The organism is Agarivorans sp. Toyoura001 (genome assembly GCF_005405585.1).
Classification (GTDB): Bacteria; Pseudomonadota; Gammaproteobacteria; order Enterobacterales; family Celerinatantimonadaceae; genus Agarivorans.
In genome coordinates this window covers 74,331-97,564 of record NZ_BJEQ01000008.1, presented here as the reverse complement: position 1 = coordinate 97,564, position 23,234 = coordinate 74,331, and the positions used below count along the sequence as shown (strand labels likewise).

The following is a 23,234-nucleotide window of genomic DNA, read 5'->3' as shown; positions in this document are numbered from 1 at the left end:
CTTAAAACTTCATGCTTACGCCAAGTTTGATTTGGCTATCATCTTTAATAGGAGAACTATCGTAGCCGGTACTATCGAAGTTTTTCTGCGTGTATTGAACGTAAGGCTGATAACTGCCTAAGTTAGTAAGAAACACTTTGGTTTCTAGTTCATTCACCTTCAGGTTGTTGTTTTTGTGTTCAGCGTTTGCATCTTTATTGATGTAGTTAAAAGATATACCAACGATATCGCCAGCCCAACCCGCGGTTAAATCGGTACGGTTTGTTTTCACATCACCAAGTTCGGTCTTACTAAAGCCGTTGTTTTGCGTATCCTCATAACGGTAACGGGCAGCGACAAAAATACCATTATCAAAGTTATAACCACCTTTTAAGGCAAACTTACCAGTATTTGCATCATTCGCTACATTACGGGTGTATTCAGCACGCGGTTGAACATAAGCGTTACCAAACTTGTAGGTGTAATCGGCAGCAAAGGTGGCTTCATGTAAACCAGACTCGTGCTGGTTTTCACCATAAGGGCGACCACCTAAACGGCTTTTTGCTTCAACATCAAAACCAAACTGACCATAATCAGTATCAAACTCATAACCACCTTTTAGAATACCCAGGTGCGGACCATTTCGATTACTCTCGCCAGCAACTTCACCACGAATAGCGTCTGCGGCAGCAAACTGACTAAAAGCAGCAAGAGAAAGTGTTGAAGCAACTATAATTTTTTTCATTTTGGAACCTTTCAGTAGATTTTTACTAAAACATCCGTGCATCGCTGAGTATCAGTAACATACTCACAAATATATCCATCGGCGCTATGATGATGAGATTGGGCAACCTGAACAAATCAGACTGTGTTAGCTTTTATTAACAGAGAGATCGACAACATGAACCTGCAAGCCATTGAAGCATTTGTACTGAGTCATCAGCTGGGCAGTATTTCTGCCGCAGCTAAACATATGCAAAAAAACCGCGCCCAGTTAAGCCAATGGATCAGTAATCTAGAGATAGATTGGAACGTTGAATTGTTTACCCGCAGCGGCCATAAACCAGTGCTCAGTGAACAGGGTTTAAAAATGCTGCCTTTGTGTGAGCAAATGCTTAAAGCGCAAAACCATCTTAGCCAGCAAGTAGAACAGATAGCACAGCAAGGGTGTTTTAGATTAAACCTAGGGGTAAGTAGTTTTTTACAAGACAGTACCGTGGCTAAAATACTAAGTCGATTTAATCACGCTTATCCAAATGTTGATTTAAAAATCTTTCAGCGTCGCGACGAACTGCTACTTAATTGGCAGGGCCCTAAACTCGATTTAGCCATTTGTTTTTACCGAGATGCCTTTCCCAATGATTACACCATAGAACCACTTTGCGAAATGCCGCTAATGGCGGTGTGTTCTGCAACTCATCCACTAACAAAAGAAAAGTCACCCAATCTGCAACAAGTACTAAGTTACACTTGGGTAACCATTCTCGCTTCATCTAATACCCAAGTGTGGGATCCAGACAGTATTCAACGACAAATTGAAGTAGAGCAACACTCACTCGCAATAGAACTATGCCGTCAGGGAGTAGGCGTATTTGTAGGCCAACAGCAGCAGCTCATTCCCTATATTAAATCTGGCGAGCTTAAAGTGATTGCGCATAACGACGCCATTGCGAATGAACAGTTGGGATTAGTTTACAGCAAACACGCGAGTCCAAATCCGACACTTCAGGCTTTAATCAAAATGTGTAAAGCAGAGTTCAACAACGAGTCCTCGGCTTAAGTCGCTAGTTTGTGAACAAGTATTTATTCACACCTTAAAAAAGGGATCACTATTATCTTTGCTGGATTAGATTCAATATTGGAATAGTTCCACGTGAAACTATCAACAACTAGATCACAGCTAACACGCAGCTAGTTAATTCAGTCATGATCACGTTACAATGGTTAAAACCTCTGCTGTTAACAGGATCGTAAATGGATATAGAGATTATTGTAGGTTCAACTTTAGGTTCGGCTGAATACGTAGCCGATGAGCTAGAAGCGCTACTAAAGGATGACCATCAGGTAAAAATTCATCTAAATGCTGAGTTTTCAGAGTTAAATCCAAGTGCTTTTTGGCTAATTTGCAGCTCAACGCATGGTGCAGGTGATGTACCAGACAATTTGCAGCCTTTTTTCCAGCACTTACTTGAACAACAACCTGATCTTTCAATGGTGTCTTACAGTGTTGTAGCAATAGGGAGTAGTAGCTACGATACTTTTTGTGGTGCAGGCAAAGATCTCGACCAACAAATGGAAAAATTAGGTGCTAAATCCTTAAAGCCACGTCTAGAAATAGACGTAGACCTTGAACCTGTACCCGAAGAACCAGCTGCTTTATGGTTAAAAAGCTGGAAAAATGAACTTATTTAAACCTAAACTCTGTGGATAAGCATAGGGATTAGCTATTAATTTACTATAGTTATTCCTATGGATAACCTTTACCTACTATTCGTTTGTGGATAAGTACTGATTTAGATCCCAGCTTGTCCCCCGTTTAGATCGCTATCCGTCAACATGATCTGATCTAATCTAAGTTAATGATCTAAAAGTTAAAAAATGACTTATCTACAGATCAGGCTGATCCTAATAGTAGATCTAATAAAAGATCTTTAAAAAAAGATCTTATATATATATTAAGAGATCTACCCTTGATCTAATTCTGATCTAAGCATTCCCTTATCGTCACTTAACCAGTAAAATATCGCACCCTTTTGGGATCTGCTTGGTTTGAGGTAATAACACATGTTCTATAAACAACAATACGACGTCATTGTGATCGGTGGTGGTCATGCCGGTACAGAAGCTGCAGCGGCAGCTGCGCGTATGGGACAAAATACCTTATTGCTTACTCATAACATTGAGACCTTAGGTCAGATGTCATGTAACCCAGCCATTGGTGGCATTGGTAAAGGCCATTTAGTCAAAGAAATTGACGCCTTAGGCGGCTTGATGGCCCAAGCTGCAGATTTAGCTGGGATCCAATTTAGAACCTTAAATTCGTCAAAAGGCCCAGCAGTTAGAGCCACCCGCGCACAAGCAGATCGCGTATTATATCGAGCGGCTATTCGCGAACGTTTAGAAAACCAAGCTAACTTAACTATCTTTCAGCAGTCCTGTGACGATTTGATCGTAGAAAACGACCAAGTGGTAGGGGTAGTGACTCAAATGGGCTTACAGTTGCGCGCACGCAGCGTAGTACTCACTGTAGGGACCTTTCTAGGTGGTATGATCCACATTGGTTTAAATAATCATGCTGGTGGCCGAGCAGGCGATCCACCGTCGATCGCTTTAGCGCAACGTTTACGCGAATTGCCATTGCGAGTTGATCGCTTAAAAACCGGTACACCTCCACGTATTGATGCCCGTAGTATCGACTTTAGCCAAATGCAGCCTCAACCAGGTGATACCCCTACACCATTATTTTCGTTTATTGGTAAACAAAGTGATCACCCACAGCAGATCCCTTGTTACATCACTCATACTAACGAATCTACTCACGATATTATTCGTGGTGGTTTAGACCGAAGCCCAATGTTTACTGGGGTAATCGAAGGTATTGGACCACGTTATTGTCCGTCTATCGAAGACAAAGTTACTCGATTTGCAGACAAGAATTCTCATCAAATCTTCATTGAGCCTGAGGGCTTAACCACTCACGAGGTTTACCCAAATGGCATCTCAACCAGCTTGCCGTTTGATGTGCAAGTTGAGCTAGTACACTCAATGAAAGGGCTAGAAAATGCCCATATCACGCGTCCAGGTTACGCCATTGAATACGACTTTTTCGATCCTCGAGATTTAAAACAAAGTTTAGAAAACAAATACTTAAAAGGTTTATTCTTTGCTGGCCAAATTAACGGAACCACTGGTTACGAAGAAGCCGGTGCTCAAGGCTTAATTGCTGGTGCAAATGCAGCATTGTTTGCTCAAGGTAAAGATCCATGGGCGCCACGTCGCGATCAAGCCTACATGGGTGTATTGATTGATGATCTCGCCACATTAGGCACCAAAGAACCTTACCGAATGTTCACTAGCCGAGCTGAATACCGCTTGTTATTGCGCGAAGATAACGCCGATGTACGTTTGACTGAACAAGGCCGCGAACTAGGTTTAGTTGACGAGCATCGCTGGCAATTATTTAACACCAAAATGGAAGTGGTTGAGCAAGAACGGCAGCGTTTAAAAGACACGTGGGTACACACTAATTCGACTCAATTGGATCAACTTAATCCAATGTTGAAAAATCCGATCAATCGCGAGCATTCTTTAGAAGAATTGATCCGCAGACCAGAGTTAACTTATCAACAACTTATGCGTATTGATGGTTTTGGACCTGGAGTCGATTTACCCGCAGCAGCGGAACAAGTAGAAATTCAAATTAAGTACGACGGTTACATTAAGCGTCAACTCGAAGAAATTAAGAAAACCCAAAAACACGAAAACACCCTACTGCCTATCGATCTGGATTTTTCTAAGATCAGTGGTTTATCAAACGAAGTGGTGGCTAAGCTAACTAATTCTCGCCCAGAGACCATTGGTAAAGCCGCGCGTATTTCAGGTGTTACTCCAGCGGCCGTATCGCTATTATTGGTTTATTTGAAGAAACACGACTTAGCGCGCAAGTCGGCTTAGGATGATCGGGTGTTAAAATCTCGCTTACAGGGTTTATTAGCCCAAACGAACTTACAGCTCACCGAGCTGCAAATATCTCAACTGGTCACTTTGGTTGAGCAGCTCGATAAATGGAACAAAGCGTATAATCTTACCTCGGTAAGAGATCCTATGGAGATGATGGTAAAACACATTCTCGATAGTTTAGTGGTGAGCCCTCACTTACAAGGTGAGCGTTTTATTGATGTGGGAACGGGGCCTGGCTTACCCGGTTTGCCTTTAGCCATTATTAATCCTGATAAACAGTTTGTATTGCTCGACAGTTTAGGTAAACGCATTACTTTTATTCGCCAAGTAAGCCACTTGCTTAAATTAGAAAACGTGACTGCGGTGCAATGTCGAGTAGAAGATTACCAACAAAACCTCGAATTTGATGGCGTAATAAGCAGAGCCTTCGCTTCTTTGCAGGATATGCTGAGTTGGTGTTCTCACCTACCGGCAAATAGTGGTAAATTCTATGCCTTAAAAGGCTTAGTGCCTGAACAAGAACTAGAAAACCTGCCAGAAGGGCTAAACTTATACAGTATCGAGAGTTTATCGGTTCCCGAACTTGAAGGTCAGCGACATCTAGTTATTATTGATAAAAATAACCCTTAGGCGAAAATATTGTGGGTAGAGTAATTGCGGTAGCCAACCAGAAAGGTGGCGTAGGAAAAACAACAACCAGCGTAAATTTAGCGGCGTCAATGGCGGCCACTAAACGCAAAGTCTTGTTAATTGACCTAGACCCACAAGGGAATGCCACCATGGGCAGTGGTGTAGATAAATACGAAGTACCAAAAACAGCCTACGAATTGTTGATTGATGAAGAACCTATCGATCAAGTGACCGTTAAAGATACCAGCGGCTTTTTTGATTTAGTGGCAGCCAACTCTGATGTGACGGCTGCTGAAATAAAATTAATGGAGTTCTTTGCTCGCGAAGTGCGACTGCGCAATGCACTAGCACCTGTACGTGACTATTACGACTACATTTTCATTGATTGTCCGCCCTCGCTAAACATGCTTACCGTGAATGCAATGGCCGCAGCAGACAGTGTGCTGGTGCCAATGCAATGTGAATACTATGCTTTAGAGGGTTTAACGGCTTTGGTAGATACCATTAGTAAGTTAGCCTCGGTAGTAAACCCAGATCTACAAGTTGAAGGGATTCTTCGAACTATGTTTGATCCTCGAAATCGTTTGTCCTCAGATGTGAGTGATCAACTTAAACAGCACTTTGGTAAGAAGGTTTACCGTACTGTGATCCCAAGAAATGTACGTTTGGCCGAAGCGCCTAGCTTTGGTAAACCAGCCATGTATTATGATAAAACATCAAATGGTTCTAAGGCTTACCTCGCTTTAGCCGGTGAAATTATTCGCCGACACGAAGAAGAAACCGAAGCAGTGGTTGTCGATTAATGAATACGGATAAAGACATGTCAGCGAGAAAACGTGGATTAGGCAAAGGTTTAGACTTATTACTGAGTACCAGTAATAACGCTCGTCAACGCCAAGTTGAAGAAGATACAAAAGCCGATTCTAATCAACAAACCGTTGATCAAAACCGCGGAGATTTACGCAAATTACCCATTGAATGGCTACGTCCTGGAAAATACCAGCCGCGTAAAGACATGTCGGCAGAAGCCCTTGAAGAACTTGCCCATTCGATTGAAGCACAAGGTGTTATTCAACCTATTGTGGTTCGTGAGTTGGGTGAAAACCAGTTTGAAATTATTGCCGGAGAGCGTCGCTGGCGTGCTTCACAACAAATTCACCTGCATGAAGTGCCTTGTTTAATTAAGAACGTTAGTGATGAAAATGCAGTGGCTATTGCGCTGATTGAAAACATTCAACGTGAAGACCTTAACGCCATGGAAGAAGCGGTGGCGCTAGATCGCTTAATGACCGAGTTTGAGTTAACCCACCAACAAGTGGCTGAAGCTGTGGGGAAATCACGTACAACCGTGACTAACTTATTGCGCTTAAATAGCTTAGACGAAGACGTAAAAATCTTACTGGAGCATGGCGACATTGAAATGGGTCATGCTCGTGCGTTGCTGGCGTTAAGTGGTGAAACTCAAGCTGAAACGGCTCGAAATGTGGCAGCCAAAGGCTTAACGGTGCGCGATACTGAAAAGCTAGTTAAGACTGTTTTGAACCCTAAAGCACCTAAACCCGAAGCTAAAGTTGATCCAGACATTAACAGACTAGAGCAAAGAATAAGCGAACGGTTAGGAGCTGGCGTTAAAATCCAACAAAATAAGAAAGGCCAAGGAAAACTGGTTATTGATTATGCTAATTTGGATGAGTTAGATGCTATTTTGGCGCTCTTCATCGATTCTGATGAAACACTTTAGTTTTTATAAACTATCTTCGCCTACATTTCTTTGATCTCACTTACCTTCTTTTCACCTTAAAATGACCAAAATCACTGGTTTGTAACACAAAATTTAACAATAACCGCTATTTGTTTATATAGCCTGTTACAAATTAGTGTCTTGGGCACCGCTACTGATTGCAAAACCACACTTTCAACGTATAATCATTAGGCTTTTTCGCAAGCCCTTTTTACCTATTTTTAGGTAATGGGTTAAATGTAAAAACTAGTAGAGGTCGAGAATGTCTGGGTCTTTAACAACAGAAGTTCGCCTTAAGGCGCTATATTTTGTTATTTTTCAGACAGGGTTTGTCGCACTGCTAACACTTAAAAGTGGTTTCTTTTTTGATAAAGACGTCGCTGTTTCTGTGTTAATCGGAGGTTTGATCTTCTTACTACCGAATGCGTTGTTTACGTTGATGGCATTTATGTTTGTCGGCGCTAGACATCAAAAATACGTAGTATTAAGTTTTTATCTCGGGGAAGTCGTAAAACTTTCTCTTACAGCCATAATGTTCATACTGGTATTTGCCTTGCTAAATGTAGAGCCTTTGGCCCTATTGCTTGGTTTTATACTTAGTACGTTAACGCAATGGACTGCCTCTATTTTTCTTAGTAACAAAAATAGGATGATAAATGGCTGCTGAAGGTAACGTTTCAGGCTATATCCAGCACCACCTGACAAACGCTCAAATGTGTATGGCCGATGGCGGTCTGGCATTTAATTACGCTTGTAAGGATGCAGGGTTCTGGACCTGGCACATTGATTCACTCCTGTTTTCAGTTGGCTTGGGTGCCTTGTTCTTATTTCTTTTTTATAAGGCTGGGCAAAAAGCAACAACTGGCGTACCTGGCAAGTTTCAATGTTTTGTTGAAATGATGGTTGAGTTTGTTGATGGGGCGGTACGAGATGCCTTCCATCGCACTGACCGTGTTATTGCGCCAATTGGCTTAACCATCTTTGTGTGGATTTTCCTCATGAACTTGATGGATTTAGTCCCTGTTGACTTTATACCCCACGTCGCCGGACTGATGGGCGCTGAGTACTTTAAAATTGTACCTACCACTGATTTAAACATTACATTAGGCATGTCTATTGCTGTGTTTGGTTTAATCATTTTTTACAGTATTAAAGTGAAGGGTGTTAAAGGGTTTACTAAAGAGCTTACGCTTCAACCTTTTAATCACTGGGCTTTTATTCCTTTTAACTTCTTATTGGAAACGGTCACTTTATTGGCCAAGCCATTTTCGCTCGCTTTGCGTTTGTTCGGTAACCTGTATGCAGGTGAATTGATCTTTATTCTTATTGCCGCACTTGTTCCTTTATGGGCTCAATGGACACTTTCTGTTCCATGGGCAATTTTCCATATTTTGGTCATTGTGCTTCAGGCGTTTATTTTCATGATGCTAACGATAGTTTATCTAGCCTTAGCCCATGAAGATCACTAATTAAGTTTAATAAAAACTGTTTTAACCTAATAAATACTTTTGGAGAAATTCATGGAAACTGTTGTTGGTTTTACTATTATCGCTGTTGCAATCATGCTGAGCATGGCCGCTCTTGGTACTGCTATCGGTTTTGCACTTTTAGGCGGTAAATTATTAGAAGCATCAGCCCGTCAACCTGAGCTAGCCCCTGCACTACAAACTAAAATGTTTATTATTGCTGGTCTACTAGATGCGATCTCAATGATTGCTGTGGGTATCGCGTTATTCTTCGTATTCGCTAACCCGTTTGTTGCCTTGTTAGGTTAATCCTTCGATTCCTAACAAATAGGGAGGTGTCGTTGTGAATATCAATGCAACCATGTTTGGACAAGCAATTTCGTTCGCGATCTTCTGTTGGTTCTGCGTTAAATACGTATGGCCACCATTAATCGACGCGATTGAAGCTCGTCAAAAGAAAATTGCGGATGGTTTAGCTGACGCTGAACGTGCCGGTAAAGATCTTCAATTAGCTCAAGCGAAAGCGTCTGAGCAAATGAAAGATGCTAAATCGGAAGCTGCTGTGATTGTTGAGCAAGCTAATAAGCGCAAAATTCAAATCATCGACGAAGCAAAAGAGTTGGCTAACCTAGAGCGTGAGAAAATTCTTGCTCAAGGTAATGCTGAAGTTGAAGCAGAACGTAATCGTGCTCGCGAAGAGTTACGTGCACAAGTTGCTGCTTTAGCCATCGCTGGCGCTGAGAAAATTCTTGAGCGTTCAATCGACAAAGAAGCCAACAAGCATATTGTTGATAAGCTAGTCGCTGAGCTGAAATAAGGGATAAAAGGTAGAGCTTATGGCTGATTTAACCACCATTGCTCGTCCCTACGCTAAAGCTGCGTTTGATTTTGCCGTTGAGCACAAAGCCTTAGATGAGTGGACTGAAATGTTAGCGTTTGTTGCCGAAGTGGCAGCCAACGAGCATGTTTCTGTGCAACTGAAAAAGGAATCTGCAGGTACTTTGGTTAATTTATTTACCACTGTATGTGCTGAGCAGCTTAACGAGTATGGCCTTAACTTAATTAAGTTAATGGCTGAAAATGCACGTTTAGACGCGTTGCCTGCTGTGTTAGCACTGTTTTTGGAGTACAAAGCCGAATTGGCTAAAGAGATAACAGCTGATGTTATTTCTGCTACAGAACTAGATGCCGCGCAGCAAGCGCAAATTAGTGCTTCCTTGGAACAGCGTTTATCACGCAAAGTGAAGCTTAACTGTAGTGTTGATGCCTCGCTAATGGCCGGAGTGATTGTTCACGCTGGCGATTTAGTGATTGATAGCTCTGTAAAAGGGCAATTGGCAAAACTATCCGACGCACTGCAAGCGTAATTGGGGAATAGAGTATGCAACTGAATTCCACTGAAATAAGTGAACTGATCAAGCAAAGAATTGAACAGTTCGAAGTTGTCAGTGAAGCTCGTAACGAAGGTACTATCGTTTCTGTAAGTGATGGTATTATTCGTATTAATGGTCTTGCCGATGTAATGCAAGGCGAGATGATTGAGCTTCCTGGTAGCCGTTATGCTATCGCATTAAACCTAGAGCGTGACTCTGTTGGTGCTGTAGTAATGGGTCCTTATGCTGATTTAGCAGAGGGCGATAAAGTTAAAAGTTCTGGTCGTATTTTGGAAGTTCCAGTAGGTCGTGGCCTGCTAGGACGTGTTCTTAATACACTGGGTGAGCCAATTGATGGTAAAGGCGCAGTAGACAACGATGGTTTCTCACCAATCGAAGTGATTGCACCTGGCGTAATGGAACGTAAATCGGTAGACAAACCTGTGCAAACAGGGATTAAAGCGATTGACTCTATGATTCCAATCGGCCGTGGTCAACGTGAGTTGATTATTGGTGACCGTCAGATCGGTAAAACAGCTATCGCTGTAGATACCATCATTAACCAGAAAAGCTCTGGCATTAAGTGTGTGTACGTTGCTATTGGCCAAAAAGCTTCAACTATCGCGAACGTTGTTCGTAAGTTAGAAGAATATGGCGCAATGGAATACACCACGATTGTTGCAGCATCTGCTTCTGATTCAGCCGCATTACAATACCTAGCGCCTTACGCGGGTTGTACTATGGGTGAATACTTCCGTGATCGCGGTGAAGACGCGTTAATCATCTATGATGATTTATCTAAGCAAGCTGTTGCTTATCGTCAAATTTCATTGCTACTACGTCGACCTCCTGGTCGTGAAGCTTACCCTGGTGATGTTTTCTACCTTCACTCTCGTCTATTAGAGCGTGCGTCTCAAGTTAACGAGAAATACGTAGAAGAGTTCACTAAAGGTGAAGTTAAAGGCAAATCAGGTTCATTAACGGCATTGCCGATTATTGAAACTCAAGCCGGTGACGTATCTGCATTCGTACCTACCAACGTAATTTCGATTACCGATGGTCAAATCTTCCTAACAGGCCAGTTGTTTAACTCTGGTACTCGTCCGGCGGTTGACCCAGGTATTTCGGTATCTCGTGTTGGTGGTGCTGCACAAACTAAGATTATTAAGAAACTGTCTGGTGGTATTCGTACCGCACTGGCGCAATACCGCGAATTAGCGGCATTTGCTCAGTTTGCATCTGACTTAGATGATGCAACCCGTAAGCAGTTAGACCATGGCCAAAAAGTAACAGAGCTAATGAAGCAGAAGCAATTCAGCCCATTATCTGTAGCTGAACAGGCGCTAGGTTTATACGCAGCGGAAAAAGGTTTCTTAATGGATATCGAAATTAACAAGATTGTTGATTTTGAAACCGCGTTGCTAGCTTACGCTAACAACGAGCATGCTGATCTATTGGCGTCTATTAACGAAAAAGGCGATTACAACGACGAGATTGAAGCTTCGATTAAAGGCTTGTTAGAAAGCTTTAAATCTACGCAATCTTGGTAATCAACCCTGACGAATAGGAGCGAATAGATATGGCCGGCGCTAAAGAAATTAAAGGTAAGATTGGTAGTGTTAAAAACACTCAAAAAATTACCAAAGCGATGGAGATGGTTGCAGCGAGTAAAATGCGTCGTTCTCAGGACAGCATGGAAAGCAGCCGCCCCTACGCAGTAGCTATGCGCAAAGTAATTGGTCATATCGCGCTTGGTAAACTCGAATATAAGCATCCGTATGCTGTAGAACGAGAAGCTAAGCGTGTTGGTTACATCGTGGTGTCTACTGACCGCGGTCTGTGTGGCGGCTTAAACATTAACTTGTTTAAGAAAGTTGTTACAGACATGCAGCAGTGGAAAGATAAAGGTGTAGAAGCTGATTTAGCCGTTATTGGCGGAAAAGCAACCGCATTTTTTAATAACCACGGTGGCAATGTGGTAGCTCAAAACTCAGGCTTGGGTGATAACCCAACCGTTGAAGAGCTAATCGGTACCGTAAAAGTGATGCTTGAAGCCTACGATGAAGGCAAATTGGATCGCATTTATGTGGTGTATAACCATTTTGTTAACACCATGGTACAAGAACCAACAATGGACCAATTATTGCCGCTGCCTAAAGCAGATGACCCAGAAATTGCGTCTCGCAGTTGGGATTATTTATACGAACCAAGTGCCGAAGAGATACTCGACGGTTTATTGGTACGTTATATCGAATCTCAAGTTTATCAAGGTGTGGTAGAAAACCTCGCTTGTGAACAAGCTGCACGAATGGTTGCAATGAAAGCGGCAACCGACAATGCGGGTAATTTAATTGACGATCTTCAGTTGATTTACAACAAAGAACGTCAAGCAGCAATTACTCAAGAATTGAGCGAAATTTCTGCGGGAGCTGCAGCCGTTTAAGGCGAGGCATTAAGCAAAAATATTTAGAGGAATCAACATGAGTAACGGTAACATCGTCCAAGTAATTGGCGCTGTTGTGGACGTTGAATTTCCACATGACAGTGTACCGAAGGTATACAATGCTCTAGAAGTTCAAGGCGAAGATCTCGTACTTGAAGTTCAACAGCAGATTGGTGGTGGCGTAGTTCGTTGTATCTGTATGGGTGCATCGGAAGGTATTCGTCGCGGCCTAGAAGTGGTTGATACTGGTGACGCGATTAAAGTACCTGTGGGTGAAGCCACCCTAGGTCGCATTATGAACGTACTAGGTCATACAATTGACCACAAAGGTGAAATTGAGACTGAAGAGCGCTACAAAATTCACCGTGCTGCTCCTTCTTACGAAGAGCAAGCTACGTCTAACGAATTGTTAGAAACGGGCGTTAAAGTTATCGACTTGATTTGTCCATTCGCTAAGGGTGGTAAAATTGGTCTGTTTGGTGGTGCCGGTGTAGGTAAAACCGTAAACATGATGGAGTTAATCAACAACATTGCTAAAGCACACTCAGGTTTATCTGTGTTTGCTGGTGTTGGTGAGCGTACTCGTGAAGGTAACGATTTCTACTACGAGATGGAAGAAGCCGGGGTACTAGATAAAGTAGCCATGGTTTACGGTCAGATGAACGAGCCACCAGGAAACCGTTTACGCGTAGCGTTAACTGGTTTGACTATGGCTGAGAAGTTCCGTGACGAAGGTAAAGACGTATTGTTGTTCATCGACAACATCTACCGTTATACCTTAGCCGGAACTGAAGTATCTGCACTATTAGGTCGTATGCCATCAGCGGTAGGTTATCAGCCAACATTGGCTGAAGAAATGGGTGTTCTTCAAGAACGTATTACATCTACTAAGACTGGTTCGATTACTTCGATCCAGGCGGTATATGTACCTGCGGATGACTTGACTGACCCATCTCCAGCAACCACCTTCGCTCACTTAGACGCAACCGTTACTCTAAACCGTAACATTGCTGCTATGGGCTTATACCCTGCCATTGACCCATTGGATTCAAACTCTCGTCAGTTAGATCCACTAGTGGTTGGTCAAGAGCACTACGACATTGCTCGTGGCGTTCAAGGTGTACTACAACGTTATAAAGAATTGAAAGATATTATTGCGATTCTAGGTATGGATGAATTGTCTGAAGAAGACAAACAAACCGTAGCTCGTGCGCGTAAGATTGAGAAATTCTTAACTCAAGATTATCACGTAGCCGAAGTTTTCACTGGTAACCCAGGTAAACTTATTCCGCTTAAAGATACTATCCGTAGCTTTAAAGGCCTATTGGCTGGCGATTACGACGATATTCCAGAGCAAGCGTTCTTGTATGCAGGCGATATTGATGACGTGCTTGAGCGCGCCAAAAATATGTAAGCTTCGCCAATTGGCGTAACAGGAGGCTGAAATGGCAGCGATGACAGTTCACTTGGACGTGGTTAGCGCCGAAGAGAAGATTTTCTCGGGTCGCGTTGAACATCTACGAGTAACCGGTGAAGAGGGTGAGTTAGGAGTATTGCATGGTCATGCTCCACTACTAACCCCAATTAAGCCTGGTATGGTTCGCATGGTAAAACAGCACGGTCACGAAGAGGTGATTTACATCTCGGGTGGTTTCTTGGAAGTACAACCAGGAAATGTAACCGTACTGGCTGATACCGCGATTCGAGGCAACGAGCTCGATAAAGCCAAAGCCCAGCAAGCTAAACAAGCAGCTGAGGAAAGCATTAGCAATCCAAACAGCGATGTGGATTTTGCGAGAGCTCAAGTTGAATTAGCCAAAGCGATGGCTCAACTTCAGGTTATCGAAATCCTCGGAAAAAACATCCGATAGGTTTAGTTTGATAATAAAAAGGCGCTCTCAGAGCGCCTTTTTTGTCTGTGTAAAATGATGTTAACATCAACGAAAGATCGCAATTTACCCGCTACTATAGGTTTTAATACAGACCGCTAGTTAACAGTGTTAATTAGTACATTTACAATAGTTGGTTGACAGAGCGAGAGCTTTGCGACCAAAAGGCAAAGGATGGTTATGGCAACAATTGCGCCATTAAATCAGGCTAATAAAGCGTTATTGTCGGAGCGTATTCAAGGCCTTATTAAGGCCCTTTCGGCGGGCATTTACGAGCGTGAAGAAAGCTTTAAGTTATGTTTGTTAGCGGCCTTAGCGGGAGAGAGCGTATTCCTATTGGGTCCGCCAGGCATTGCCAAAAGCATGATTGCCAAACGTTTAGTTAAAGCGTTTGAAAGCCAAAGCTTTTTTGATTATCTAATGACTCGCTTCTCTACGCCAGAAGAAGTGTTTGGCCCCTTATCGATTCAAGAACTCAAAGATAACGGCAAGTATGTGCGTTTAACCGAAGGTTACTTGCCCACTGCACATATCGTATTTCTCGATGAAATTTGGAAAGCCGGACCTGCAATTCTTAATACCCTACTTACCGTAGTTAACGAGCGTACCTTTAGAAATAGCTATGAAAACCTACCGGTACCGATGCGCTTACTTATCTCTGCGTCTAACGAATTACCCGAAGAAGACAGCGGCTTAGAAGCACTTTATGACCGTATGTTACTGCGGGTATTTGTAAACCGCATTCAGCACAAAGATAACTTTAAAGCGCTACTGTTAGACAACCAAACTCTGCAGGATATTCCTGAACACTTAGTGATTAAGGATTCTGAGTATCAAGCTTGGCAAAATCAACTTGGCCAAGTAAGCATGAGCGATAGCGTTTTTGAAAAAATGTACCTGATTAAAGGCCTGATTGAACAAGGCTCACCAGTTGCAGGCGATGCCACCATTATTAGCGATTTGTATGTATCGGACAGGCGCTGGAAAAAGTCGGTTCACTTACTGCAAACCAGTGCGTTTTTTAATGGTCGTTCAGAAATCAATCCATTGGATCTCATCCTGCTACAAGACTGTCTGTGGCATAACTTAGAAGATCGGCAATTTGTACAGACCTGTATCAGTGATTATGCGGTTAATCATGCCTTTGACCAGCTTAAGCTTAAAGAGCTTGCTGAGGGCGCAGAGCGCCACTATAACGCTACGGTAGACGATATTTGTGAGCAACTGCGTGTGCAGTTCACCCATGACTCTGGTTTGCGCAAAGACCAATACAAGTTTGATTTTGGCGACGCTAAACGTTACGCCAACAAACATGGCGGTGAATTGTTTAAGTTAGTGGTTCTGCAAAGCAACCTAGCGGTGAGTGAAAAAGATAAAGGTGAAACGCGTTGGGTATACGTTGATGCAGCAGAGTTTACTAAGAAAATAAAAAGCGGCAGTTGTGAAATGCTGGGTCGAATTAACCAAGGTTCTGAATTATGTCGACTACAATTTGAGATTGATATCAACCACCAGCTGGTGATTAAAGATATTGCCAACCGACCGCTATTACTCGGTTTAGCTAAACAGCAAGCTTTAGCAGAAGAGCTGGTTAAAGGTTGGCAGCAGCAAATTGACGCGGTATTGGCTACCATCAAACAAGCTGAATTTGAATTGAAGCGTTGTCGTGGTCAATTTCACGGGGCTTTACCGCATAATTTCATTGCTAACCAACTCCCTGAAGCGATTGAAATAAGCTTAATGGAAGTGGATCAAATGGTGAATGCAGTGAGTGAGTTATTGGACAAGCAGGCTTACAGAATGCGCAATATTAACGAGTTTTTTGAATAATCTATGCTAGATAGCCTGCAATTTGGGGTTATGTTGGCCGAGTCGGGGCTGCTTGACGAAGCGGTGCGTGAAGTGATGATGCGCCCGCAGCTAATGATGATTGCAGAATCTAGCCCTGGTATTCAAAGTGCAATGAAAAGCCAAGTGAGCAAATGGAAAAACCAAATTCGCGCTCAACTTGGTCAAGTGACTATTGAAGAAAAGTTTGCCGAAGAGATCGCGCTCTATCAATTGTCTATTGAATTAGAAAGCACTGAATTTGTAAAACGGCTGGACGATATTCTTATACAACTCAGCGTTTGTTCGGCTTTCTTTGGTAAAGCCAGCGAATTAGCCGCCCACCCTCATCATCGTTACAGCCCTATGTTTCAGAGTTACTTTTGCAACCAATGGTTTGAAAGCATTGCCGCTGAGCTTAAGCAAGCCCAAAGTGATGAAGTGAAACAACACAAACAAGCCTTGTTAACTGATCTCTATCAGCGAGTTGATACCTTAAACGCGATGCCTGAAATGACAGAGTCTGGCGACGCTAATAAACTTGGCCGTCTGTGGGATATGGCTGCCGCTAAACTCAGTAAAACTGAAGTCAATCTGCTTCAGCAATTTGCCGCTTTTTTAAAAGGGCAAAAGGGTTTGCAAAAAATAGCTGAGCAGCTGGGAAGAATGGCTGACCAAGTAAGTGACCCTAATAGTTCCAAAGCTCCAGTGGAAGAACTTGAGCTGGTTGAAGAACAGTTAGATCAAGTTACCGACGATATTGTGGGGATTCATGAAGGTAATGATTTGTCCAAATTACTGCCCAATGAAACCATGTTTTTGGCCTACCCTGAGCTCGAAGTGATTTTCTATAAGCACTTAGTCGATCATCAATTAATGAATTACCATATGCAGGGTAAGCAGCGTAAGTTACGCAAAGTAAAAACCCACAAAAAAGCTGCTGAACAAGCCATGTTAGATAAAGGCCCGTTTATTTTAGCTATTGATAGCTCGGGATCTATGGAAGGTTTCCCTGAGAAATGCGCTAAAGCTCTGGCTTATGGTTTGATGCAGATAGCCTTGGCGGAAGAGCGCGATTGCTATGTAGTGATGTTTTCTACCGAACTCATTACCTACGAACTCACTAAAAAAGATGGTCTGCGAGAAGTCCTCAATTTCTTGTCTTATAGTTTTCATGGCGGCACAGATATGCCGTCTGCGCTTGAACGAGCCATCGAACAGATGCTCGATGACAAATATAAAAATGCTGATTTAGTGGTGCTATCAGATTTTATTGCTCCCTCGCCACCAGCAGCCTTGACGCAAAAAATCGAGCAGCTAAAAGCAGAGAAAAACCGTTTTCATGCCTTAAACTTATCTAGCTACGGTAATCCAGAGCTAATGCAAATTTTCGATCATTTGTGGGACTACACTCGCTCACCCATTCAGCGCTTGTTTAAACGCTAATTCCAAAGCGAATCAGTTTCGCTTACACTTGTTAGGTTATCGAATCAGATTGGTTAATTGGGAAAAATTAGCCGTAAAAAAGGAAACAAAATGAACTTTAGTGTCGTGATTTTGGCTGCGGGTAAAGGAACAAGGATGCGTTCAACATTACCTAAGGTTCTGCACAAATTAGCAGACAAACCAATGGTGCAACATGTTATCGATACCGCTAAAAAACTGAAACCAGATGCCATTCACCTTATCTACGGCCATGGCGGCGATTTAATTCAACAGCAAATCCAAGACCCAAGTTTAAACTGGGTAGTACAAGCTGAGCAGTTAGGTACAGGCCATGCGATGCAACAAGCGGCCCCTCACTTCGCTGCTAATCAGCCGGTTGTGATGTTATATGGCGATACGCCACTGATTAGCGAGCAAACCATTCAACGTTTGATTGAAGCTTTACCTAACAATGGTATTGGCTTGCTAACGGTTGACCAAGCTGACCCTACTGGTTATGGACGTATTGTGCGTGAAAACGGCAGCGTAGCAGCGATTGTAGAGCATAAAGATGCCACTCCAGAGCAACTGGCTATTACCGAAGTAAATACTGGTGTGCTAGTGGCAAACAGCAATGACTTTACCCGTTGGTTAGCTCAGTTAAGTAACGATAATGCTCAGGGTGAATATTACGTTACCGACATTATTGAAATGGCGACGAAAGAAGGCAACGTGGTACAAGCGGTTCAACCAGACTCTATTGTTGAAGTTCAAGGGGTAAATGACCGGGTTCAACTTAATGGCTTAGAGCGTGCCTACCAGAAAGGGCAAGCGGAGCAGTTATTGCGAGATGGCGTGAGCCTAGCCGATGCTAATCGTTTTGACTTACGTGGCGAGTTAAGTATTGGCAACGATTGTTTCATCGACATCAACGTTATTATTAAAGGTAAAGTTACCATTGGTAACAATGTCACTATCGAAGCGAATGCCATTTTAATTGACTGTGAGATTGGCGATAACGTAACCATTAAGGCTAACAGCATTATTGAGCAAGCGAGCTTAGCGGCTGATGCTTCAGCGGGTCCATTTGCTCGCCTACGCCCTGGCGCTAAATTAGAGCAAGACGCTCATGTGGGTAACTTCGTAGAAATGAAGAAATCAACATTAGGCAAAGGCTCTAAAGCGGGGCATTTAACTTACCTAGGTGATACTACGGTGGGTGCAAAAGTGAATATTGGTGCCGGCACGATTACCTGTAACTATGATGGTGTAAACAAGTTTCAAACCATTATTGAAGATGGCGTATTCATTGGCAGTGATACTCAGTTAGTAGCGCCAGTTACCGTGGGTAAGAACGCAACGGTAGGGGCTGGGTCTACTATTACCAGCAATGTAGAGCCAGAAACCTTAGCTATTTCTCGTACCAAACAGCGTAATATTAGCGGTTGGCAACGACCAGTTAAAAAGTCTTAACTAATTAATACTCTGTTAAAAAAGCGACCTTAGGTCGCTTTTTTTGTTTTAGGGACCATTTTATAAAAAATTGAATCCTTTGAAGCTGTAACTAGCGCACATAAATCCTTACTTTTATTAGGTATAACTAGGCTTTTGTCTGTAGGGATAGACCATGAATAAACAGTTTGAGCACACGCTACCAAATAGCGAAGGTTACTTTGGTGAGTATGGTGGCAGCTTTATTCCACCCGAGTTACAAGCGGTGATGAACGATATTAACCAGGCGTACCAAGAGATTCGTCAAGATCCTGAGTTTGTAGCTGAATTAACCCGTTTGTATCAAGATTATGTTGGCCGCCCTAGCCCTATTTTCCATGCTCAACACCTTTCTCAAACCTATGGTTGTGACATTTATCTTAAACGAGAAGATCTAAACCATACTGGAGCCCATAAAATTAACCATTGCTTGGGCGAAGTACTGCTCGCTAAGAAAATGGGAAAAACTAAAGTCATTGCCGAAACTGGAGCTGGCCAACATGGTGTAGCGTTGGCTACGGCGGCTGCGCTATTAGGCTTAGAGTGTGATATTCATATGGGGGAAGTGGATATTGCAAAAGAGCACCCTAATGTGGTGAGAATGCGTATCCTCGGCGCTAATGTTATTCCTGCAACTCATGGCCGAAAAACCCTTAAAGAAGCGGTAGATAGTGCTTTCCAGGCTTATATGGCTGATCCGCATACTCAGTTATATGCTATTGGCTCGGTGGTTGGTCCTCACCCATTCCCAATGATGGTTCGCGATTTTCAATCGATTATTGGTATTGAAGCGCGTCAGCAGTTTCAAGATATGAAAGGCCAACTGCCAGACCATTTGGTGGCTTGTGTAGGCGGCGGTTCAAATGCTATGGGCTTGTTCAGCGCCTTTTTAGAAGACAGTAACGTGGCCATGCATGGTTGTGAACCCGCAGGCCGAAGCTTAGATGAAGTGGGCGAGCATGCTGCCACCCTAACTAAAGGTGAACCAGGCACAATGCATGGATTTCACTCCTATATGCTTAAAGATGATAAAGGTGAACCAGAGAAAGTTTACTCGGTAGCCAGTGGTTTAGATTACCCAGCCGTAGGCCCACAACATGCTTACCTGAAAGACCTCGGCCGCGTGCAATATGGAGTGGTAAGCGACAAAGAAGCGATAGATGCTTTTTTTGAGTTGTCGCGACTAGAAGGCATTATTCCAGCCATTGAATCGGCCCATGCGGTTGCTCATGCGATTAACCTCGCCAAGAAAGGTTCTAAAGGAACAATTTTGATTAACTTGTCAGGCAGGGGCGATAAAGATATCGACTTTGTGGTGGAGAACTACGGTAAGCAATATGGTATTGCGTCACTGATATAAATAGTTTGGCCACAAACTAAAGGTTTGTGGCCAGTTTTTTAGAACTTATAAGCCACGTTAAACATAGGGCCTTGGTATTTGTACTTAAGAGAGGTTTCGTCCCAATCCGCACCTACTTGGTAATAGTTATAACCTATCTCAGCATCCCAGTTTGGCGAAATGGCGTAAGATATCGTAGCGTTGAGGTCTGTTAAGTACCCACTAACATTATCAAGGCTTATGTAAAATACCTCTGAATGGGCTGCAATTGTCCAATCATCAGCAAATTCATAACTTGCCCAAAATCCTATATCCGGTAAAGGAGCGGTTATTGATTCATCTACTACCTCGCCACTTGTGCTGGTACTCTCACAAATCAATTGGCCGTTGTTTTCAACACACCCCGCTATTTCTCCGCTAAAACCCATTTCTATGAACATTACGTGTAAGCCCAGTGAGCCGCCTATCTCCACGCGTTCGGTTTTATAAAAAGAATAACCATAGCCCGCACGCAGTACATCTATATCCATTCGAGTATTTATACTTGCTCCTGCTGCAATGCCATATTCAGGAAAATTTGGAAGCGATTCTATAGCACCTACAGCTTTGGTTTGCGCAGAGCGATGTAGCCTTCTCCAGTCAGCAAAAACATGGTGGCGGTCGTTAAACTGGTAACCTATTTGGGCAAATGGAAGGAATTGTTCTTCTTCTAGATTGAAAGTATCTTCAAAATCAAGAGTTAAATCTCTATCTAATAGTGTCTTTGTGGTCATAGAAGAATCGGTTTGAGCCCAAAAACCACCGGCTTTTATCACCCATTCACCAGCATTCACGGGGGCGTTAATCATTGTTGTTAACGCGGCGAGGCAAAGCCACTGCTTGGTTTTCATATACTGTCCTTGTAACGAGCTTGAAATAGCTTCCGATTAGGCTACTTCTACCTTAGTCACTATCAATGTGAGCTATTTGTTAGTATAAGCGCTTAAATCTGATAGTAAAATACTAACAAGTCTCTATTATTAGCTTACAGTTGTACTTTGTTTGAGTGTTTTAATTAACACTGTGGTTTGGCTTTGAAGCTAATAGATTTGCTGGAGAAGAAGATGTTAAAGGAACTAATGCGCTATTGGAGTGCGATTGTCTTGGGTGTTGCACTGCTCGCATCCCCAGTACATAAGGTTTACGCTCAAGAATCAGGGAGCGATCAAGCTTCTCTACTACTGGATAAGTATCAGCGCCAGCAAGAGCGGATTGAACGTATTAGAGCCAATCAAGATACCGTCTCTACCATTGAACAAGCCGCTATTTCACATCGCTTGTTAGAACGACACTTGCATGCTTTTGAAACCATAAATCAATTATCTCAATATTTGATCGAGCAAAATGCGCTAGGGCTAGCGGATAAGCAAGTGTTGGCTGAAGTTGAGCAAATCATTAATCAAAACAATCAAGATTTGGTTAGCGGTATTGAGAAGCAACAAAAGCAATTTAACGAAGACTATGCCAAAGAAGAAGCAGATAGCATTAAAGCGTTTCAGCTTTATATAGAACACCTATCAAGTGCTGATTTAATTTATTCCGCCATGGTTCAGCAAATTATTAATCAGCAAGCGCTAGGCTTTGATGTTGCCAGCGAGAAGCAATATACCGTTGACCACCTATACACGCGTGCAGAGTCGTTCTCAGGCATGGTGGGCTTAGTGGGTAAAAAGCGCGAAGAGTTAGGCAAGCTAATTAAAATTACCCCTGAAGACCAAAGTTTAAAAGACCAATTAGCGGTGGTTACCGAGCAGCTCGCTGTTGCTGGGGTTAGTTTTAAACTTACTGTAGATTTACTCACTCAGTTGGGTTTTGATGCTTCGTTCTATCAGCAAACCTTACTTAAGCTAGGCGGGCAAATCACTACTGACGTATTGGATGTGAATATTCTTGGTGGCATTGCTAAACGTTGGGTTGACCGCTTAACTGAGTATTTTGTAGAGCATGGTGGTGAGTGGATCTTTAAACTCATTTTGCTGGTGGCTATTTACTACTTGTTCCGTTCGTTATCGCGCTTAGTGCGTAAGTTAATGACCAAGAGTTTAGATTCATCAAAGCTGAACTTATCATCTTTAATGAAAGACATGATCATTTCTTCAGTAGCGCGGATTGTGATTATTATAGGTATCTTGTTCGCGCTAGCCCAGGTGGGCATCTCGCTGGCTCCTATCTTGGCGGGTTTAGGTGTGGCCGGTTTCATTATCGGTTTTGCTTTGCAAGATACTCTTGGTAACTTTGCCGCTGGATTGATGATTTTAATCTATCGCCCTTACGATGTAGGTGACATGGTTGAAGTAGGAGGTGGTGTATTTGGTAAGGTTAAAAGCATGAATTTGGTATCAACCACCATTTTAACCATTGATAACCAAACCTTAGTAATACCTAACAGTAAAATTTGGGGAGACGTGATTAAAAACGTGACGGCTCAAAAGTTACGCCGTGTAGATTTAGTTTTTGGTATTGGTTACTCCGACGATATTGAAAAAACAGAAGCGGTACTTAAAGAGCTGTTAGATAAACACCCAATGGTGCTACCAGAGCCAGAACCAATGGTGAAGTTACACGTACTTAACGAATCATCGGTAGATTTTATTGTGCGCCCTTGGGTTAAAACCGACGATTACTGGGATGTGTACTGGGATATTACTCGAGAAGTTAAAATGCGCTTCGACAACGATGGTATTTCTATTCCATTCCCGCAGCGCGATGTGCATTTTTACCCTGCCACGGCAGAGGCTGCTCAAATCGAAAAATAGTACTTATCGTTCCTTTTTAAGGGATTAGACGAGGGGCTTGGTGATTGTTACCAAGCCCTTTTGTTTTGGTCTGTTATCTTGCTGCGTGAATAGCTGGAAAATTTGGCTAAAATAAGTAAAATAGCGCTTCATTTTTGAGCAGAGGTTATAGCCGTT

At 42.8% G+C, this 23,234-nt stretch carries 22 protein-coding genes; 20 read left to right on the top strand and 2 right to left on the bottom strand.

Features of this window, described 5'->3' with window-relative positions; all coding sequences use genetic code 11:
• Position 1: 1 nt before the first annotated feature.
• A complete protein-coding gene (locus tag FFR00_RS11465) occupies positions 2-724 on the bottom strand; it encodes an oligogalacturonate-specific porin KdgM family protein (protein ID WP_161985154.1) in 723 nt (240 codons plus the stop codon).
• A gap of 156 nt (positions 725-880) precedes the next feature.
• Here FFR00_RS11465 and FFR00_RS11460 point away from each other — a divergent pair, with 156 nt between their 5' ends.
• The 19 genes from FFR00_RS11460 to trpB all read left to right on the top strand — a co-directional run bounded on the left by FFR00_RS11460 (position 881) and on the right by trpB (position 20,304).
• Positions 881-1,759: a LysR family transcriptional regulator gene (locus FFR00_RS11460; protein WP_137673538.1), complete on the top strand. Its 879-nt coding sequence runs from the start codon at positions 881-883 to the stop codon at positions 1,757-1,759.
• Between the two features lie 194 nt (positions 1,760-1,953).
• Complete coding sequence (gene mioC / locus FFR00_RS11455; protein ID WP_137673537.1) at positions 1,954-2,391, top strand: FMN-binding protein MioC; 438 nt, start codon at positions 1,954-1,956, stop codon at positions 2,389-2,391.
• Positions 2,392-2,763: 372 nt separating this feature from the next.
• Positions 2,764-4,653 carry a tRNA uridine-5-carboxymethylaminomethyl(34) synthesis enzyme MnmG gene (gene mnmG / locus FFR00_RS11450; RefSeq protein ID WP_137673536.1) on the top strand — a complete coding sequence of 630 codons (1,890 nt, stop codon included), beginning with the start codon at positions 2,764-2,766 and terminating at the stop codon, positions 4,651-4,653.
• A 9-nt stretch (positions 4,654-4,662) separates the two neighbouring features.
• The gene (gene rsmG, locus FFR00_RS11445; RefSeq protein ID WP_137673535.1) at positions 4,663-5,289 is read left to right on the top strand and encodes a 16S rRNA (guanine(527)-N(7))-methyltransferase RsmG; all 627 of its coding nucleotides are present in this window, start codon (positions 4,663-4,665) and stop codon (positions 5,287-5,289) included.
• Positions 5,290-5,300: 11 nt separating this feature from the next.
• Positions 5,301-6,092 carry a ParA family protein gene (locus tag FFR00_RS11440; RefSeq protein ID WP_137673534.1) on the top strand — a complete coding sequence of 264 codons (792 nt, stop codon included), beginning with the start codon at positions 5,301-5,303 and terminating at the stop codon, positions 6,090-6,092.
• 17 nt (positions 6,093-6,109) lie between these two features.
• Positions 6,110-7,030 carry a ParB/RepB/Spo0J family partition protein gene (locus FFR00_RS11435; RefSeq protein ID WP_137673533.1) on the top strand — a complete coding sequence of 307 codons (921 nt, stop codon included), beginning with the start codon at positions 6,110-6,112 and terminating at the stop codon, positions 7,028-7,030.
• 262 nt (positions 7,031-7,292) lie between these two features.
• Positions 7,293-7,697 carry an ATP synthase subunit I gene (locus tag FFR00_RS11430; RefSeq protein WP_137673532.1) on the top strand — a complete coding sequence of 135 codons (405 nt, stop codon included), beginning with the start codon at positions 7,293-7,295 and terminating at the stop codon, positions 7,695-7,697.
• Positions 7,687-8,499 carry a F0F1 ATP synthase subunit A gene (gene atpB, locus FFR00_RS11425; protein ID WP_137673531.1) on the top strand — a complete coding sequence of 271 codons (813 nt, stop codon included), beginning with the start codon at positions 7,687-7,689 and terminating at the stop codon, positions 8,497-8,499. The genes FFR00_RS11430 and atpB overlap by 11 nt, the downstream gene beginning before the upstream one ends.
• 51 nt (positions 8,500-8,550) lie before the next feature.
• The gene (gene atpE / locus FFR00_RS11420; RefSeq protein WP_137673530.1) at positions 8,551-8,805 is read left to right on the top strand and encodes a F0F1 ATP synthase subunit C; all 255 of its coding nucleotides are present in this window, start codon (positions 8,551-8,553) and stop codon (positions 8,803-8,805) included.
• Positions 8,806-8,839: 34 nt separating this feature from the next.
• Entirely contained in the window at positions 8,840-9,313 is a 474-nt protein-coding gene (gene atpF, locus FFR00_RS11415) for a F0F1 ATP synthase subunit B (protein WP_137673529.1), read from the top strand.
• Between the two features lie 19 nt (positions 9,314-9,332).
• On the top strand, positions 9,333-9,863 hold the full coding sequence (gene atpH, locus FFR00_RS11410; protein ID WP_137673528.1) for a F0F1 ATP synthase subunit delta: 531 nt from the start codon (positions 9,333-9,335) through the stop codon (positions 9,861-9,863).
• A gap of 14 nt (positions 9,864-9,877) precedes the next feature.
• The gene (gene atpA, locus FFR00_RS11405; RefSeq protein WP_137673527.1) at positions 9,878-11,419 is read left to right on the top strand and encodes a F0F1 ATP synthase subunit alpha; all 1,542 of its coding nucleotides are present in this window, start codon (positions 9,878-9,880) and stop codon (positions 11,417-11,419) included.
• A gap of 29 nt (positions 11,420-11,448) precedes the next feature.
• Positions 11,449-12,312, top strand: coding sequence for a F0F1 ATP synthase subunit gamma (gene atpG, locus FFR00_RS11400; RefSeq protein ID WP_137673526.1), 864 nt, complete (start codon positions 11,449-11,451; stop codon positions 12,310-12,312).
• 37 nt (positions 12,313-12,349) lie between these two features.
• The gene (gene atpD / locus FFR00_RS11395; protein WP_137673525.1) at positions 12,350-13,726 is read left to right on the top strand and encodes a F0F1 ATP synthase subunit beta; all 1,377 of its coding nucleotides are present in this window, start codon (positions 12,350-12,352) and stop codon (positions 13,724-13,726) included.
• Between the two features lie 31 nt (positions 13,727-13,757).
• Positions 13,758-14,183, top strand: a complete 426-nt coding sequence (locus FFR00_RS11390; protein ID WP_137673524.1) for a F0F1 ATP synthase subunit epsilon — start codon at positions 13,758-13,760, stop codon at positions 14,181-14,183.
• 198 nt (positions 14,184-14,381) lie between these two features.
• Complete coding sequence (locus tag FFR00_RS11385) at positions 14,382-16,031, top strand: ATPase RavA domain-containing protein (RefSeq protein WP_137673523.1); 1,650 nt, start codon at positions 14,382-14,384, stop codon at positions 16,029-16,031.
• Positions 16,032-16,034: 3 nt separating this feature from the next.
• A complete protein-coding gene (gene viaA, locus FFR00_RS11380) occupies positions 16,035-17,474 on the top strand; it encodes an ATPase RavA stimulator ViaA (RefSeq protein ID WP_137673522.1) in 1,440 nt (479 codons plus the stop codon).
• Between the two features lie 90 nt (positions 17,475-17,564).
• The gene (gene glmU / locus FFR00_RS11375; RefSeq protein ID WP_137673521.1) at positions 17,565-18,926 is read left to right on the top strand and encodes a bifunctional UDP-N-acetylglucosamine diphosphorylase/glucosamine-1-phosphate N-acetyltransferase GlmU; all 1,362 of its coding nucleotides are present in this window, start codon (positions 17,565-17,567) and stop codon (positions 18,924-18,926) included.
• Positions 18,927-19,080: 154 nt separating this feature from the next.
• Positions 19,081-20,304, top strand: coding sequence for a tryptophan synthase subunit beta (trpB, locus tag FFR00_RS11370; protein ID WP_137673520.1), 1,224 nt, complete (start codon positions 19,081-19,083; stop codon positions 20,302-20,304).
• 38 nt (positions 20,305-20,342) lie between these two features.
• Here the strand turns inward: trpB and FFR00_RS11365 are convergent, their stop codons facing one another.
• Positions 20,343-21,173 carry an outer membrane beta-barrel protein gene (locus FFR00_RS11365; protein ID WP_137673519.1) on the bottom strand — a complete coding sequence of 277 codons (831 nt, stop codon included), beginning with the start codon at positions 21,171-21,173 and terminating at the stop codon, positions 20,343-20,345.
• 213 nt (positions 21,174-21,386) lie between these two features.
• On the opposite strand from FFR00_RS11365, the gene FFR00_RS11360 reads away from it, so the two are divergent.
• Positions 21,387-23,078, top strand: a complete 1,692-nt coding sequence (locus tag FFR00_RS11360; RefSeq protein ID WP_137673518.1) for a mechanosensitive ion channel family protein — start codon at positions 21,387-21,389, stop codon at positions 23,076-23,078.
• The last annotated feature ends 156 nt before the right edge of the window (positions 23,079-23,234 follow it).